Genomic DNA, 15,799 nt, shown 5'->3' with positions numbered 1-15,799 from the left:
GTTGAAAAATATGAAAATTCCAAAATCGCTAATTGAAAAAATAAATAAAAAACAAGTTGTAATTTTTGCTGGTGCAGGGTTATCAATGAATGCAGGACTTCCTAGTTGGAAAGAACTAATTATAAGTATTCTTGAGGAAATTAATGAACAAGAACCTAAAGCTGAAAAATACAAAACTGCATTGAATGATGATATAATGAATCCTCTAGATGTTCTAAATAAAATAGAGCCTCATAAAGAATATGCGTTTGAAGCTTTAGAAAAAAAAATAAGGTCTTATGATGATAAAAAACCGACTTCAATACACAAACTCTTAAGTGAAATTTCAACTAAAATAATAACAACAAATTATGATTGTTTACTAGAAGATCAGTTTCAAGATTTTGAAAAAATTCAATACTCTAATACCTTTAAAGTCTCTAAAATTTCTGAATATGAAAAATACATATTTAAAATTCATGGTGATATTCATGAGCCTGACAAATGCATACTTTTTCCTTCTCAATATGAAGAATTATATAGCCAAAAAGAACAAACTTCAGTTTTTGAATTAAAAAAAATAATTTCGGATAAATCAATTCTATTTATAGGTTTTAGTTTATCAGACCCACACATAAATTATGTATTTAATTTTATAACAAACCTTTACAGTGGTTTCACTCCAGAACATTTTATAATTACTTCAGAAAAACATAAAAATTGGCCAAAAAAGTATCTCCAATTCAAATTGACTCACATTTAGATACCGAAAAAGTTCTACTACAGATAAAGGAAGAAACAAAAGAAACAAAAGAAACAAAAGAAACGTTTTTCAATAAGTTAAATGTTGGTGGTGAAGATATCATTGAAATATCTGATTCCTTAGAGTATGATTTACCTCCTAATAATAAGTTTTGGGTTGGAAGAGAGAAAGAACTTGAAAATATATCTACAGACATTTTTAAAGTTATCTTCATTACAGGAATCGGAGGTCAAGGAAAATCAGCACTTGCTGCTCATTATTTAAAGAATTGTTTTGATTCAAATTTATTTGAATTTGGGGATTGGAGAGATTTTAAAGAAGAAACTAATCGATTTCAAACAAAATTAATTTCTATAATAAAGAGAATTTCTAAAAATAAAATCACACCTAAACAGTTAGATAACGCTTCTAACATAGAGTTAGTTGATATCTTTTTTAAAAAACTATCTAATAAAAAAATTGTTTTTGTCTTTGATAATATTGATAGTTACATCGATTTAGAAACTTTTACACCTTCAGGAGGTATGAAGTATTTTTTTGAACAAGCTTTAGAAATAAGTCATGAATCAAAATTCATTTTTACTTGCCGTCCTTTTATTAGAGAAGCCAGTTTAAATTTTTATCAATTAAAGTTAAATGGTTTGTCTGAAAATGAAAGTGAAGAAATGTTTACTTTATATAAAATTCCAGTAAGCAAAAAACAATTAGATGAATTAAGTAAAAAAGCCTATAAATTAACTAATGGACATCCTTTGTGGCTGAACTTAATTGCTGCACAAGCATTAAGAGGAATACAAACCGTTACAAAATTCATACAAAGTATTGAGGATAAAACAGATTTTAATGAAGATGGTTTCTCTTCTATACTTTCAGACAAAATTTTAAATGAAGTATGGTATTCTCTTAATGAAAAGCAAAGAACTTTACTTAGAGGTATTTCTGAAATAGTAAAACCAGAAACAGTTTCTAACTTAAAAAAAATTATTGAACCTGAATTAAAAAATAATCAATTCAATAGAGCATTTAAAGTTCTAAAAAATTTAAATTTAATTGAAATAAAATCTTCAACAATCAGTGAAGATCAAATAGAACTTCATCCATTAGTTAAAGAGTACATTTCATCTAAATTCCCACAAACAGAAAGAGCTAAGTATATTACTTTATTGGTTCAGTATTATGATCAATTCATATATATATTGAAACCAAAACTTAGCTCTGACATGAATTTATCATCCTTTCAAAACTGGACATCTAAAATTGAACTACAAATAAATAAAGGAGATTACAAACCAGCTTTAGTTGCTCTAGAAGAAGTTTCTTCTACTATATTATCTGCTGGTTTTTCAGAAGAATATTTAAGAGTAGCTGAGAAATTATTTCACTTAATTGACTGGAATAAAGCAATCGAAAATGAATACCCATATTTTGACAGTCAATTTTCAATTTTAACTACAACTTTAACTCAATTTGGTAAATTTACGGAGTGTGAAGAATTATTAAATCAGTATTCTAGTTTAATTCCAGGTAAAAGTTCACAATTCTTATCATATTGTAGTCAGAAATGTTACTTTTTTTGGTATCAAGAAAAATTTAAGGAAGCTATAGAAATTGGTGAGTATGGAGTCTTTTTATTAAGTGAATCTGGTATCGCAGATAATTATTCTCTCAGACATAATTTAGCTTTATCACATAGGGATTCCGAAATAGAAAAAAACATAAAAGATGCTTTGACTTATTTTCTCAAAGGAGAAAATATAGAAAATGTAATAAACAATGTGAATGAAGATTTGGGTGGACACTTTTATGGAAATCTAGGTAAATGCTTAGAACTTCTTAATGACCAATCAAATGCGCTAACCTGTTATTACATATCTATCACTATTCTATTTAAAGAAGATAATAGTCATTCAAAATTAAACATAGGCTATGCTGCTTCTTGGATATTTAACATTCTTAAGTTAACAAAAGAAAAACTTAATTCATTATATTTTTTAAAATTAGGTATAAACACTTGGGAAAAATCATCTCCCCCAAAAGCAATTACTTTGAAAAAAACATGGGAGAAGTTAATAATTGATGAACAAACTAAAATAGAGGTAAGTAAAATCCCTGATTGGAGGATTATTAATTATTCTAAAGATATAGCAAAGACTGGAACTAATAACATGTATAAAAAATAGTTAAAACACTCTTTAAATAATAAAACTTGGCGAGTTGACTGATATCAAAATGCCAAGTTTTTATTTTAAATAATTGGCTGTCTACCGTAAATTTAGTTTGCCAAAACAATTAAGGTGAGGTATAATCCTACTACTGTATGTAATTGACTTATCTTTGTTTTGTACCCAATCAGTAATTTTATAAACTATGCCTTCATCATTGTAACAAAGAGTAGTTTTAGCATATAACTTTCCATTTTCTGGAGAAACACATCTTGTTTCTTTAATAACTTGTCCTGAACTTAATTTTTTATATTCTTCTGTATACTCTTTCATTCTCCTAGATAATTTACATTATAAACAAATTGAAACTTTTCAAGCTCTATAAAAAACAGTAATTTTTCATCTTTTATTGGTCTTATTTTAAAAACGAATCTTTCATTGTCAGAGTTTAAACACCATAAAACAATATCATCATTTTCTGGATTTTCATTTTCTTTTCCTATAATTTTATTAATCTCTATATTGTCGTTATAGAAATATATTTCTTTTCTATTAAAATCTATTTTAAAGTTTAAATCTACGTTAATTGGCTTACTCCAATCCTTCCAAGTATCATTATTATTTTTAAACCTAAACGATGATGTTTTTGCTTCGTAATTTGTTATGGATTGAGAATAAGTTTTACAACAATTAAATATAGAAGTGAAAATTAAAATATTAACAAAACATCTAAAAAGGTAAATCATCATTTTCATTATAATATTCTCTTTTATTTGGGACATTACTAAATTGGTATTTATCAATATCTGGGGTAATTGTTATAAACTCCTCATACGTTATAGATTCAATAAAACTCAATGCTTTTTCTAATTTACCTGAAGAGTTGTGTTTTTTCAACCTAACATTTTTTAACGCTTCTTCAAAAAAACTCTTTGAGAGGAAATTCCCTTTACATTTGAAGCACACCCCTCCTTGATTATAAGAATACTGCAATAAATATCCAGTTCCATTACATCTACTACATATAACAAAATGTGTAATAACTTCTTTTAAACCATCTTTACTTTCTTCAAATGTTGAAATTTTCTCATTTCTATGAGTTTCTAAATGACAGTTTTCACATAAGGTAATTAGAGCATAATCTCTTATATCCCATGGTAGTTTGTTTTTTAAATAATATTTATGATGTACATGATTATGTATACTTACTGTGTTACATTTTTGACATTTATATTTGTCTCTAAAAAGAATTTTAAACCTTTTTAGTTTCCATTCAAAACATTTTAATAAGTCAGAATATTTTATTTCTGATTTAGACTTATTATTAATGAGCTGAAAAACACTCTGATACGAATCAAGCTCATAAAATTTTTCTTCTCTCCATTTTTCTAAGTCATACTCTTTTTTAAGACTTCTTCTTTTTTCGCTTAGATTAACAACATTTTCTAATATGTTTTTTTCTTTTTTATTTAAATACTTTATAAAGCTATATAGCTTAGTTATTTCACTTTCAGAAAATTCAAATTCATCATAATTAGAAATATATCTTCTAAAAAAAAGTATACCATTACATGATAATGATAAATCATATAAATGAATTATTTTTTTAAAATTGTTTTTTAAATACTCTAACGAGTATTTATTACTCAACATCTGTCTTAACTTCTCTAATTCTTTTTGAGATGGTTTTATGTCTTTTTTTATAGTTCTGATTTCTATATTCGTTGTGTGTTTCACTATACTTTGAGTAGAGTCAGAAACAGACCAACTACCATCTTTAATGATTCCTTTTTTAATTAAATATAAAATAAAGAAAACAAAAAAAGAACAAGCTATTATTAAAAAAGACATAATTTTATTATTGTTTTACCCAATTAGTAACTCTTATTGATAAACCTTTATCTGTTATCACAAGGCTTTTGTTATCTACTTTGGCTGTAATAATATTACGACTTGATGAATTATTGAATTTTAAAGTATATTCGTTCGTATCTGACTTAGAATACTCACCACTAAATGGCTCACCTAGGTCATTATTACCTGTACAATCTTCATAGCTTGTTCCTCCTAAAGAATTGTCAGAGTTAAAAATTATAACTGTTTTTTTCATGCATTCAGGGAATGTACTCAAATCTGAATGACTAATCATTTTCCATGTACCTATTATTGAGTTTCCTGAAATATTATCATCGCTAGATGAACATGATAATAACGTGGTAATTATTACTGTTAATACTAAAAGGTTTTTCATAATTGAATTTTTAATTATTGTTTTCATAAGCGTATATTTTTTAATCCAAATATACATTAATCACACATATATGTGTTTACAATATTTGATTTGTTTGATGACTTTAGACCCGTGAAGTTTAAAGATGATTTATATATAAAATTATTTGGTTCTAACTTGAGGAAGTTAAGAAAGGATAAAGGGCTGTCACAAGAGCAACTAGCAATAGATGCTGATATACCAATCAATCAAGTAGGAAGGATAGAAAGAGCTGAAATAAACACTACTCTATTTACTATGAGAGCTCTGTCAAAAGCTCTTGATATACATATATCTGAATTATTTAATTTTGAAGAAAAACTCAAATTAAAAACAAAAAGATAAACCTAAATATCTTTGTTAATTTTAACCATTTAATTTACTGCTAAGAATTATCTTTTAATTTAACCTGAAGCATAGAAACCTCATCACTTACTCTTTTCTTAACAACCTTAGCATAATGTTCTTGAGTTACTGTAACTTTAGAATGACCTAATAATTCAGATACAATTTCCATAGGAACACCATTATAAAGCAATACAGTAGTTGCAAATGTTTTTCTTGCTATATGGTGAGTTAACTTCTTTTCTATCTCTAAAACCTCAGCTATTTCTCTTAAATATGAATTGAATCTCTGGTTAGATATTTTAGGTAATTCATTATTGTATTTTTCTAAAATAACTTTTGCTTTTGGAAGTAATGGAACTGAAATTTTAGCATCTGTTTTTTGTCTATTCATTTCAATCCACTCATTGCCATCAAATCCAATTTTAATATGTTTAGTTGTCAAAGTTGACATTTCTAAATACGCTAAACCTGTATAGCAACAAAACACAAATAAATCTTTTACTTTTTGCAACCTTAATTGATTAAAATGATGCTTTTCAAGTTTATCTAATTCCTCTACTGACAAGTAAATAATTTTAGTTTTGTACTTCTTATTCTTATATAAATTAAAAGGGTCTCGTTGTAAATAATTTTCAGCAATAGCAAAGTGTACTATCTTTTTTACTCTCTGCATACTTCTATAAATGGTAGCTTGTTTTAAATGTAATTCTGTTTTAAAGTAATACTCTAAATCCTTTATAAATTTTAAATCCAAGTCTTTTAACTTAACATCTTTCCTCTTATAAAATTTAGTAATAAAACTTGCTACTTTTCTTCTACTCTCTACATATCTACTCCAAGACAACTCATTAAAATCAACTCCTATTAGTTTTTTAGTTTTCTCATTATGTAAGTCATAAGCTCCTAATATTGTTATTTCTGTTTTAACATCTTCACCTTTATACTTTCTATAAATATCATCTACATCAAAGCTATCTTGTGAGATTTGAAGAAATAAAAAAGCCTTATCTATCTGTTGATGAATAAGGCTTAACTTGTTATTTAATATGGTGTTTTCTTTATTTTCAGGTAAAGCTTTTTGTTTCTTACTCAACCAAACATTAGGATTTATAAATATCCCTGTAGAAAACTGTTTTCTTGTTTTCCTATATGTAATTCTACATTTCATAGGGCATTCTCCTTTTTGGTTTATTTTAACTTTATCTATATAGAATAATATGTGTAATTTATATGATGTCATTGTGTTATCTTTTTAATTGTTAATGAAATGTGAAAAACTTTTTATACAGGTATTTATAGATTTTTTCTACCTTTCGTTTTATTAATCTAAAAATTAAAAGAATGGGAAAATTTATTATTTCTAAAAGAACCAATGGTGAGTTTCAGTTTAACTTAAAAGCTGATAATGGTCAAGTGATTTTAACTAGTGAGGGGTACTCTTCAAAAGCAAGTTGTGAGAATGGTATTTCATCAGTTAAAACTAACTCTCAAGATGATTCTAAATTTGATAAAAAAACATCATCTAATGGTAAGCCATATTTCAATTTGAAAGCTAGTAATGGTCAGATAATTGGCACTAGTGAAATGTATGAAAGTACAAGTGGTAGAGATAATGGTATTGCATCTGTAAAGAGTAATGCTCCATCAGCCTCTACTGAAGATTTATCATAAAAAATAAATCTATTTAGAATTATTTGGAGCTCAAAACATGGGCTCCTTTTTTTATACATCTAAGTTTATAAAATGGGGTACTTTCAGGAAAAGTGGGGTACTTTTAAAATACCTTATTTAATGTAAATTTGATAATTATAGAATACCAAGAAAGACTACAAAACAGCCTTGAAGTACCGTAAATACTAAACAACAAAAAAGCCTCACTATTTCTAGTGAAGCTTTAAGTGAGCCCTGGAGGATTCGAACCTCCGACCGCCTCCTTAGAAGGGAGGTGCTCTATCCAGCTGAGCTAAGAGCCCGTAGTTTTTATGTTTCTACGAAAACAGTGTCGGGGTGGCAGGATTCGAACCTGCGACCTCCTCGTCCCAAACGAGGCGCGATGACCGGGCTACGCTACACCCCGAGTGCAATTTAATTGCGGAGAGACAGGGACTCGAACCCTGGCGACAGTTACCCGTCGACAGATTAGCAATCTGCTCCATTACCACTCTGGCACCTCTCCTTGAAATTTAAACTACTTAATAAATAAGAGTTTTAAATTGCGAGTGCAAATATACAACCACTTAAATGCTTTCACAAGTGTTTTTGAAAAAAAATTACGCTAATCTGGGTATTCAACTCGTAAGTGATAGATACTCATTAACTTATTCTTAATAATTTTTTTTATTTTTTCTATTTCTCTAAACGTAATATCAGAATTCATGAACTGATTGTCGTTTTTTTGCTTATCAATAATCTTATCTATTAAGTTATCTATTGATTGTGCTGTTGGGTTTTTTAAACTTTTAGAAGCAGCTTCTGCAGCGTCACACATCATTAAAATAGCTGTTTCTTTAGAAAACGGAATAGGCTCTTGGTATTGAAACTTCTTTTTTATCTACCTCTACCGCTGGGTTATTTTCTACTTCCTGTTTATAAAAATAATAAGTAACACTTGTTCCGTGGTGTGTTCTAATAAAATCGATGATTCTATCTGGCAACTTATTTTTCTTTGCTATTTCAATTCCTTTTATAACATGATCTAAAATTATGCGAGCACTATCTTTAGGTGATAAATCATTATGCGGGTTTACGCCTGTAGATTGATTTTCGGTAAAGTACATCGGATTTGCCATTTTACCTATATCATGGTACAATGCTCCTGTTCTAACCAGCATCGAATTGGCTCCAATTTCATTTGCTGCCGCTTCTGCTAAATTTGCTACTTGCATTGAGTGTTGAAAAGTTCCTGGTGCTTTTTCATTTAAATCTCTTAACAATTTCGAATTTGTGTTTGACAATTCTAATAAGGTCACATCAGAAACCAAACCAAACAATTTTTCATAAAAATAAATAAAGAATACCGCTAAGAAAGATAATAACCCGTTTGCAGCAAACAACCCGAAATACAACCAATTTATTTTATCTGCATTTCCTTCTTTTAAAATTGAAAAAGCAAAATAAGTAATCATGTAAATTAAAGTTATCTGCCCTATTGAAACAAATAAACTTGCTCTTTTATAAAGTTCAGAAACTGTTAATATAGTTACAATTCCTGCAATAATATGCAAATAGATAAACTCAAAACTATTAGGCACAATAAACCCTAATAACAATACAGTAAGTACATGTGTAAACAACCCTAGCCTTGCATCAAAAAAAGCTTTTAATACAATTGGCAAGATACTTAACGGAACAACATACAAGTATTCTGAATTATATTTAACAACCAATGTTTGCACGAAAATCATCAAAAAAACGTTAAAGAAAATAAAGGTTACTTTATTGTTATCATTAAAAATTTCGAACCGATATTTTTGTAGAAAAAGCAGTAACATTAATAAAGCTAAAGCTACTAAAATAGTATATCCAAAAATAATCCAATAGTAATTAGATTTTGCCCAAAGTTGCGAACTTGACGCAGTTTCATACGATTTTAAAACATTAAATTTTCTTCCTTCTACAATATCTCCTTTCAATATTATTAATTCACCTTTAGATACTTTTCCTTTTGCATAAGAAATATTCTTAATTGCTCCATTTAATTCTTTATCACTATACTTTGTATCAAAAATTACATTTGATTTTAAGGCTTCTGATAAGCAATTTAAAACAATCTCTTGTTGATATTCATCAATATTTGCACTATTATCTGAAATAAATTTCAACACATCTTTAGATCGAATTAATCTCGAAAAATAAATATCATCTATTGAATTTCCTTTTCGTAAAATCACCAATTCTCTTTCATTCGCTCTAGTAGCACTTTCATCATCTAAAAAACCATATTTGTATATTTTTTTTATGATTTTGCTCCCTGTCTTTTTTAAAATATCTAAATCTTTAACTGATAAAGAATCTGAATGAGTTAATTTATTTTGATAAGAAAATAAAACCTCTGCTTCTACTTCTTGATCGTAAACAAAATACTTTTTGATATTTAATCTAATCTCACGAGTTTCCGCATCTATTTCTTGAGCCGTTTTTTGAATAGCAAAATCAAATGGCGCATAAAAATTATCATACTGCCAAGGCTTACCTTGGGGATAATCGTACTTAAATTGTCCTCCTTTAGGAAACAAGTATACAATTGAAACAACTGTAATTAAAAACAACAATGCTTTATAAATAATTGCATTATTTTTATATAACTTATTAATGAAATCGTTCATTTTCTATGTTTAAAAATGTAAATATAACCTTTCTCTATTATTTGAGTATTGGTTATAAAATGGTTATTTTCGCAGAACAAATCTTAACACAATATACCCAAATATATGAAAGAAGTAGTTATTGTATCAGTTGCAAGAACACCAATCGGTAGTTTTTTAGGAACTTTATCAACGATACCTGCACCAAAATTAGGTGCCGTAGCAATAAAAGGAGCTTTAGAAAAAATCAACTTAAAACCTGAATTAGTTGAAGAAGTTTTTATGGGTAATGTAGTTTCTGCTGGACTAGGTCAAGCACCTGCACGTCAGGCAGCAATTTTTGCTGGAATTCCGAATACGGTACCTTGTACCACTGTTAACAAAGTATGTTCTTCTGGTATGAAATCTATCATGTTAGCTGCGCAAACAATTGCTTTAGGTGATGCAGAGATTGTGGTTGCTGGAGGTATGGAAAACATGAGTATGATTCCTCATTATCAACATGCAAGAACTGGGTCTAAATTTGGCTCTATTAAAATGGAAGATGGTTTACAAAAAGATGGTTTAGTTGATGCTTATGAACAAGTAGCAATGGGAGTTTGTGCTGATGAATGTGCAACTGAATATAGTTTTTCAAGAGAAGATCAAGATGCTTTTGCTGTCGAATCTTACAAACGTTCTTCTAACGCATGGAGCGAAGGTAAATATGCTGATGAAATTGTACCCGTAGAAATACCTCAACGTCGTGGCGAACCAGTTATCTTTTCTGAAGATGAAGAATATAAAAATGTAAAAATGGAGAAAATTCCTGCTTTACGTGCTGCTTTTACTAAAGACGGAACAGTAACTGCTGCAAATGCATCAACAATTAACGATGGTGGAGCTGCTTTAGTTTTAATGTCTGCGGATAAAGCTGCAGAATTAAACTTAACGCCTTTAGCTAAAATAAAAGGATATGCCGATGCTGCACACGAACCTAAATGGTTTACCACTGCACCTGCTAAGGCATTACCAAAGGCATTAGCGAAAGCTGGACTTGCGATTGATGATGTAGATTACTTTGAGTTAAACGAAGCATTTTCTGTTGTTGGTTTAGCTAATATGAAAATTTTAGGTTTAACTGCTGATAAAGTAAATGTAAATGGTGGAGCTGTTTCTTTAGGACATCCATTAGGGGTTTCTGGAGCAAGAATTGTTATCGCTTTAACTTCTATCTTAAAACAAAATAACGCTAAAATTGGTGCTGCTGGTATTTGTAACGGTGGTGGTGGTGCTAGTGCAATAGTAATCGAGAGAGTTTAATTTTTAATCTATTAATCAATGTCTTTCGGAATTTGTAATTTAAGTATTGTACCTCTTCGTCTTGAACCTGCTGATCCATCAGAAATGGTAAATCAAGTAGTTTTTGGCGAACATTTTAAGGTTTTAGAAAAATCTAAAAAATGGAGTAAAATTCGTTTAGCTTTCGATAATTACGAAGGTTTTATCGATAATAAGCAATATGAAGAAATTACAGAGGATGTTTATAATTCTTTATCCGAAGAAAACAAAAACTATGCTGGTGAGTTAATTGATTTTATTACTGATAATAATCACAACTTAACTACTATTCCGATGGGAGCTAGACTTCCTTTTTACAAAGACAAGAATATCAATATAAATAAAACTTTATATTCTTACGAAGGAAAAGTATGTAATACGAAACTAGCTAAATCTGCTATTATTGATACTGCTTTTCTGTTTTTAAATGTACCTTATTTATGGGGAGGGAAATCTCCTTTTGGTATTGATTGCTCTGGCTTTACGCAAACTGTATATAAATTATGTGGTTATAATTTATTGCGCGATGCTAAAGAACAAGCTACCCAAGGTGAGGTTTTAAGTTTTATTGAAGAAAGTGAGCCTGGTGATTTAGCGTTTTTTGATAATGAAGATGGTAATATTACGCATGTTGGTATTATTATGAATGATTATAATATTATTCATGCACATGGTAAAGTACGCATAGACAAGCTAGATCATAGCGGTATTTATAATATAGACACCAATAAACACACTCATAAATTAAGAGTAATTAAACGTTTTATTTAGAATTCTCATAAAATAAAGCACAAAAAAACCGAAACTTAAAAGTTTCGGTTTTTTTATTTAGTGAAATAAGCTTATTTCATTGACTTATATAAATCTCTGTACTCTGTTGCTTTCGCTTCATTTTCTAAAACTTCATATAAATTCATTAATGTCTTAACTGTATCAATACTTCTATTTAAAGAATCTGCTTTCTCTAAAAACGGTAATGCCTCTTTATAAACTTCTTTTTGTTGTAAAGCTAACTCGTCATACTTTTTAAAGTTTGATAAATTATTATTCATTTCTTCAACAATTTTCTTGTCTTTATCTAAAACAACTACTGCTAAGTTCATGTAAGCATCACCATAATCAGGCTTTAATTCAATCGCTTTTTGATAATACTTTTTAGCATCCTCAACTCTACCTTGATTAAAATTAACTACACCTAAATTGTAATATAACGTAGCGTTTTCTGGATCTAAAGCAATTGCTTCAGTCATTAACTCTCCAAACTTATCCATTTGTTTAAGCTGAATATACATGTCAGCTTCATTTAATAGTAAATTTAAATCTTTAGGATTTGCTTTTCTTGCTTCAGCTAACGCCTCTATTGCTTCGTCTGTCTTTCCTTGTTGTTTTAACAATAATGCGATATTCTTTACTATAGTAGCAGTCTTAGATTCTGATGCTTTATCTTCTGGCTTAAGATATTGCTTAGACTTTACCATCAAATCTCTTTGCTGTTTTGTACCTAAGTTTTCTACTTTACCTGTTAACTTATTTGTTGCTAAGTATTGCGTTTGAACACCTGTATAGTTAATCCTTCTTAACTCTTTATAATATTTAATTGCAGTATCATATTCTTCTGCTTGTGTTGCAGAAATAGCTGCATTATAAACAAAAGAAGTATCTGTAGGGCTTAATACATACGTTAAATAGAAATTTTCAGAAGCTTTTTTAAAATCTTTTTTATTATTATATAAATCAACTGCTTTTTCTGAAACTTCTTTAATCATTTGATCTAAGATAGGTTTAGCTTCTACAGAGTATTTATTTTTACCCATTGCTGACAATTCACTGAAAGCTTCAGCTGAATTTTTATAATCTTTTGTTGCAGCTAATGCTTTACCTTTTAAAAAGTAAAATTTAGATTTATATTTATCTTCTCCCTTAATCATTACAGTACCTTCAACATTATTTAAAGTTGAAATAGCAGTAGTGAAATCTTGTTTTTTTATTGCTTTCTCAGCAGCTTTTAATTCAGATTTTTGTGCCATTAAACCTAATGTCATCAATCCTAAAGAAAAGGTTAGTATTTGTTTTTTCATTTTTGTTACTTTTAAATTTATTGTTATTCTTGCTCTTCGTTTGTTATATCTTCATTTTCAATTTCCGTGCCATCTTCTTCTTCGTCTTCTTCACGCATTACTTTTGCTACAGCTGCAATACTGTCAGAATCTTTAATATTTATTAAACGAACACCTTGTGTTGCACGTCCCATAACACGTAAATCTTCTACAGCCATACGGATTGTAAGTCCTGATTTATTAATAATCATTAAATCATTTGAATCATCTACATTTTTAATAGCAACTAATTCTCCTGTTTTTTCTGATATATTTAATGTCTTTACTCCTTTACCTCCACGGTTTGTAACACGATAATCTTCTAATTTAGATCGTTTTCCATATCCTTTTTCAGAAACTACTAAAATATTACTATCCATATCATTTACTGCAATCATACCAATAACCTCATCCTTATCGTGCTGTAAAGTAATACCACGAACTCCTGATGCAGTTCTTCCCATTGGGCGGGTTTTTGCTTCTTCAAAACGAATAGATTTACCAGATTTTAAGGCTAACATTACTTGGCTATCACCAGTGGTTAATTTAGCTTCTAAAAGCTCATCTCCCTCTTTAATTGTAATGGCATTTATACCATTAGTTCTTGGACGAGAATATTGCTCTAAAGGCGTTTTTTTAACTTGTCCTTTTTTAGTAGCCATAATTACATAATGATTTTTGATGTACTCTTCATCTTTTAAATCTTGTGTAACTAAAAATGCTTTTACTTTATCATCCGATTCGATATTGATTAAGTTTTGCATTGCTCTACCTTTGGTGTTCTTTCCTCCTTCTGGAATTTCATAAACACGCATCCAAAACACCTTTCCTTTTTGCGTGAAGAACATCATATATTGATGGTTTGTACCTACAAATAAATGTTCCAAGAAATCTTCATTTCTAGTGGTTGCTCCTTTTTGTCCACGCCCTCCTCTATTCTGAACTTTATATTCGTCTAGATTGGTACGTTTTACATAACCTGCATGAGAAATAGTTACCACAACTTTAGAGTTTGGTATCATATCTTCAATACGCATATCTCCACCAGCATAGTGAATTTCAGAACGACGCTCATCACCATATTTATCACGAACAAGAGTCAACTCATCTGTAATTATTTGATAACGTCTTGGCTCGTTTGCTAAAATATCTTTTAAGTCGGTAATCGTTAACATAATCTCGTCGAACTCAGCACGTAATTTGTCTTGTTCTAAACCTGTTAACTGACGCAAACGCATTTCTACAATTGCTTTCGCCTGAATTTCTGTCAATTCAAAACGCTCTATTAATTTCTCACGAGCTTCATCACCGTTTTTTGATGCACGAATAATCTTAATTACTTCATCAATATTATCAGAAGCAATAATTAATCCTTCTAAAATATGAGCTCTTGCTTCTGCTTTCTTTAATTCAAACTCAGTTCTACGAACAACAACTTCATGTCTATGCTCAACAAAATAATGAATTAATTGTTTTAAGTTTAATTGCTCTGGACGACCATTAACTAGCGCAATATTATTTACACTAAATGATGTTTGTAATTGCGTGTACTTAAATAATTTATTTAATACAATATTAGGAATTGCATCACGCTTTAAAATATAAACAATACGCATTCCGTTTCTATCAGACTCGTCACGTATATTAGCTATTCCTTCTAACTTTTTATCATTTACTAACTCAGCAGTTTTTTTAATCATTTCTGCTTTGTTCACCTGATAAGGAATTTCAGTAACAATAATACACTCTCTTCCTTTTACCTCCTCAAAACTAGTTTTGGCACGCATCACTATACGTCCACGCCCAGTATGAAAAGCATCTTTTACACCTTCGTAACCATAAATGGTTCCTCCTGTAGGAAAATCTGGTGCTTTAATGTGCTGCATTAACTCATCAATCTCAATATCTCTATTTTCGATATAAGCAATTGTACCATTCACAACTTCTGTTAAATTGTGCGGTGCCATATTTGTTGCCATACCTACTGCAATACCAGATGCTCCGTTTACTAATAAGTTAGGAATACGTGTTGGTAAAACTGTTGGTTCTTGTAAAGTATCATCAAAATTTAAACGATGATCAACAGTATCTTTTTCAATATCAGCTAACATATCTTCTGATATCTTCTGCATTCTCACCTCGGTATAACGCATTGCTGCAGGAGAATCTCCATCAACAGAACCAAAGTTACCTTGCCCATCAACCATCATATAACGCTGACTCCAACTTTGCGCCATACGCACCATAGAATCATATACAGAGGTATCACCATGCGGGTGATACTTACCTAGTACTTCCCCTACAATTCTTGCCGACTTTTTATATGACCCTGTTGCTTTAATTCCAAGCTCATGCATACCAAACAAAACTCTTCTGTGAACTGGTTTTAAACCATCTCTTACATCTGGTAATGCTCTTGATACGATAACCGACATTGAATAATCGATATACGCCGCTTTCATTTGCTCTTCAATGTTGATAGGAATCAACTTTTCGCCATCTGCCATATATATTTTTTTAAAATATTAATTCTCATTTTCGTTAAAAAAGTGAATTTT

At 29.5% G+C, this 15,799-nt stretch carries 15 protein-coding genes and 3 tRNA genes; 6 read left to right on the top strand and 12 right to left on the bottom strand.

From position 1 onward, the window contains the following. The first annotated feature begins 10 nt into the window (after positions 1-10). Positions 11-742: an SIR2 family protein gene (locus PG912_RS04335; RefSeq protein ID WP_275688609.1), complete on the top strand. Its 732-nt coding sequence runs from the start codon at positions 11-13 to the stop codon at positions 740-742. Beyond that, entirely contained in the window at positions 700-2,922 is a 2,223-nt protein-coding gene (locus PG912_RS04330; protein ID WP_275688608.1) for an NB-ARC domain-containing protein, read from the top strand. The genes PG912_RS04335 and PG912_RS04330 overlap by 43 nt, the downstream gene beginning before the upstream one ends. Positions 2,923-3,003: 81 nt before the next feature. On the opposite strand, the gene PG912_RS04325 is transcribed toward PG912_RS04330, so the two are convergent. From PG912_RS04325 to PG912_RS04310, 4 genes are read right to left on the bottom strand one after another with little or no spacing between them, the layout of a single operon-like run. Then, positions 3,004-3,237, bottom strand: coding sequence for a hypothetical protein (locus PG912_RS04325; protein ID WP_275688607.1), 234 nt, complete (start codon positions 3,235-3,237; stop codon positions 3,004-3,006). Further along, positions 3,234-3,650: a hypothetical protein gene (locus PG912_RS04320; protein ID WP_275688606.1), complete on the bottom strand. Its 417-nt coding sequence runs from the start codon at positions 3,648-3,650 to the stop codon at positions 3,234-3,236. The genes PG912_RS04325 and PG912_RS04320 overlap by 4 nt, the downstream gene beginning before the upstream one ends. Then, positions 3,634-4,755: an HNH endonuclease gene (locus tag PG912_RS04315; RefSeq protein ID WP_275688605.1), complete on the bottom strand. Its 1,122-nt coding sequence runs from the start codon at positions 4,753-4,755 to the stop codon at positions 3,634-3,636. The genes PG912_RS04320 and PG912_RS04315 overlap by 17 nt, the downstream gene beginning before the upstream one ends. Before the next feature lie 7 nt (positions 4,756-4,762). Beyond that, positions 4,763-5,155: a lipocalin-like domain-containing protein gene (locus PG912_RS04310; RefSeq protein ID WP_275688604.1), complete on the bottom strand. Its 393-nt coding sequence runs from the start codon at positions 5,153-5,155 to the stop codon at positions 4,763-4,765. 111 nt (positions 5,156-5,266) lie between these two features. Here PG912_RS04310 and PG912_RS04305 point away from each other — a divergent pair, with 111 nt between their 5' ends. Next, positions 5,267-5,518: a helix-turn-helix domain-containing protein gene (locus PG912_RS04305; RefSeq protein ID WP_275688603.1), complete on the top strand. Its 252-nt coding sequence runs from the start codon at positions 5,267-5,269 to the stop codon at positions 5,516-5,518. Positions 5,519-5,558: 40 nt separating this feature from the next. On the opposite strand, the gene PG912_RS04300 is transcribed toward PG912_RS04305, so the two are convergent. After that, a complete protein-coding gene (locus PG912_RS04300) occupies positions 5,559-6,761 on the bottom strand; it encodes a site-specific integrase (RefSeq protein WP_275688602.1) in 1,203 nt (400 codons plus the stop codon). A 101-nt stretch (positions 6,762-6,862) separates the two neighbouring features. Between PG912_RS04300 and PG912_RS04295 the strand changes: the two genes are divergently transcribed. Next, positions 6,863-7,192: a YegP family protein gene (locus PG912_RS04295; RefSeq protein WP_275688601.1), complete on the top strand. Its 330-nt coding sequence runs from the start codon at positions 6,863-6,865 to the stop codon at positions 7,190-7,192. A 228-nt stretch (positions 7,193-7,420) separates the two neighbouring features. On the opposite strand, the gene PG912_RS04290 is transcribed toward PG912_RS04295, so the two are convergent. From PG912_RS04290 to PG912_RS04275, 5 genes are all read right to left on the bottom strand, one after another. Next, positions 7,421-7,494: transfer RNA gene (locus PG912_RS04290), tRNA-Arg, on the bottom strand. Positions 7,495-7,523: 29 nt separating this feature from the next. After that, a tRNA-Pro gene (locus PG912_RS04285) sits at positions 7,524-7,598 on the bottom strand. A 15-nt stretch (positions 7,599-7,613) separates the two neighbouring features. Next, positions 7,614-7,697, bottom strand: a tRNA-Ser gene (locus PG912_RS04280). 99 nt (positions 7,698-7,796) lie between these two features. After that, on the bottom strand, positions 7,797-8,009 hold the full coding sequence (locus PG912_RS13650) for a hypothetical protein (protein WP_333780686.1): 213 nt from the start codon (positions 8,007-8,009) through the stop codon (positions 7,797-7,799). A gap of 19 nt (positions 8,010-8,028) precedes the next feature. Beyond that, a complete protein-coding gene (locus PG912_RS04275) occupies positions 8,029-9,846 on the bottom strand; it encodes an HD family phosphohydrolase (protein ID WP_333780685.1) in 1,818 nt (605 codons plus the stop codon). A 105-nt stretch (positions 9,847-9,951) separates the two neighbouring features. Here PG912_RS04275 and PG912_RS04270 point away from each other — a divergent pair, with 105 nt between their 5' ends. Both PG912_RS04270 and PG912_RS04265 read left to right on the top strand, forming a co-directional pair. Then, a complete protein-coding gene (locus PG912_RS04270; RefSeq protein ID WP_275688600.1) occupies positions 9,952-11,127 on the top strand; it encodes an acetyl-CoA C-acyltransferase in 1,176 nt (391 codons plus the stop codon). Positions 11,128-11,145: 18 nt separating this feature from the next. Further along, a complete protein-coding gene (locus tag PG912_RS04265; protein ID WP_275688599.1) occupies positions 11,146-11,916 on the top strand; it encodes a C40 family peptidase in 771 nt (256 codons plus the stop codon). 71 nt (positions 11,917-11,987) lie between these two features. Here the strand turns inward: PG912_RS04265 and PG912_RS04260 are convergent, their stop codons facing one another. After that, positions 11,988-13,223: a tetratricopeptide repeat protein gene (locus PG912_RS04260; RefSeq protein ID WP_275688598.1), complete on the bottom strand. Its 1,236-nt coding sequence runs from the start codon at positions 13,221-13,223 to the stop codon at positions 11,988-11,990. A 23-nt stretch (positions 13,224-13,246) separates the two neighbouring features. Continuing rightward, a complete protein-coding gene (gene gyrA, locus PG912_RS04255; protein WP_275688597.1) occupies positions 13,247-15,748 on the bottom strand; it encodes a DNA gyrase subunit A in 2,502 nt (833 codons plus the stop codon). Positions 15,749-15,799 lie beyond the last annotated feature (51 nt).

Origin of the sequence: Tenacibaculum retecalamus, from assembly GCF_027941755.1 — a bacterium.
GTDB lineage: Bacteria > Bacteroidota > Bacteroidia > Flavobacteriales > Flavobacteriaceae > Polaribacter > Polaribacter haliotis_B.
The sequence above is the reverse complement of the archived record's forward strand: the minus strand, read 5'-3'. Positions and strand labels throughout refer to the sequence as shown.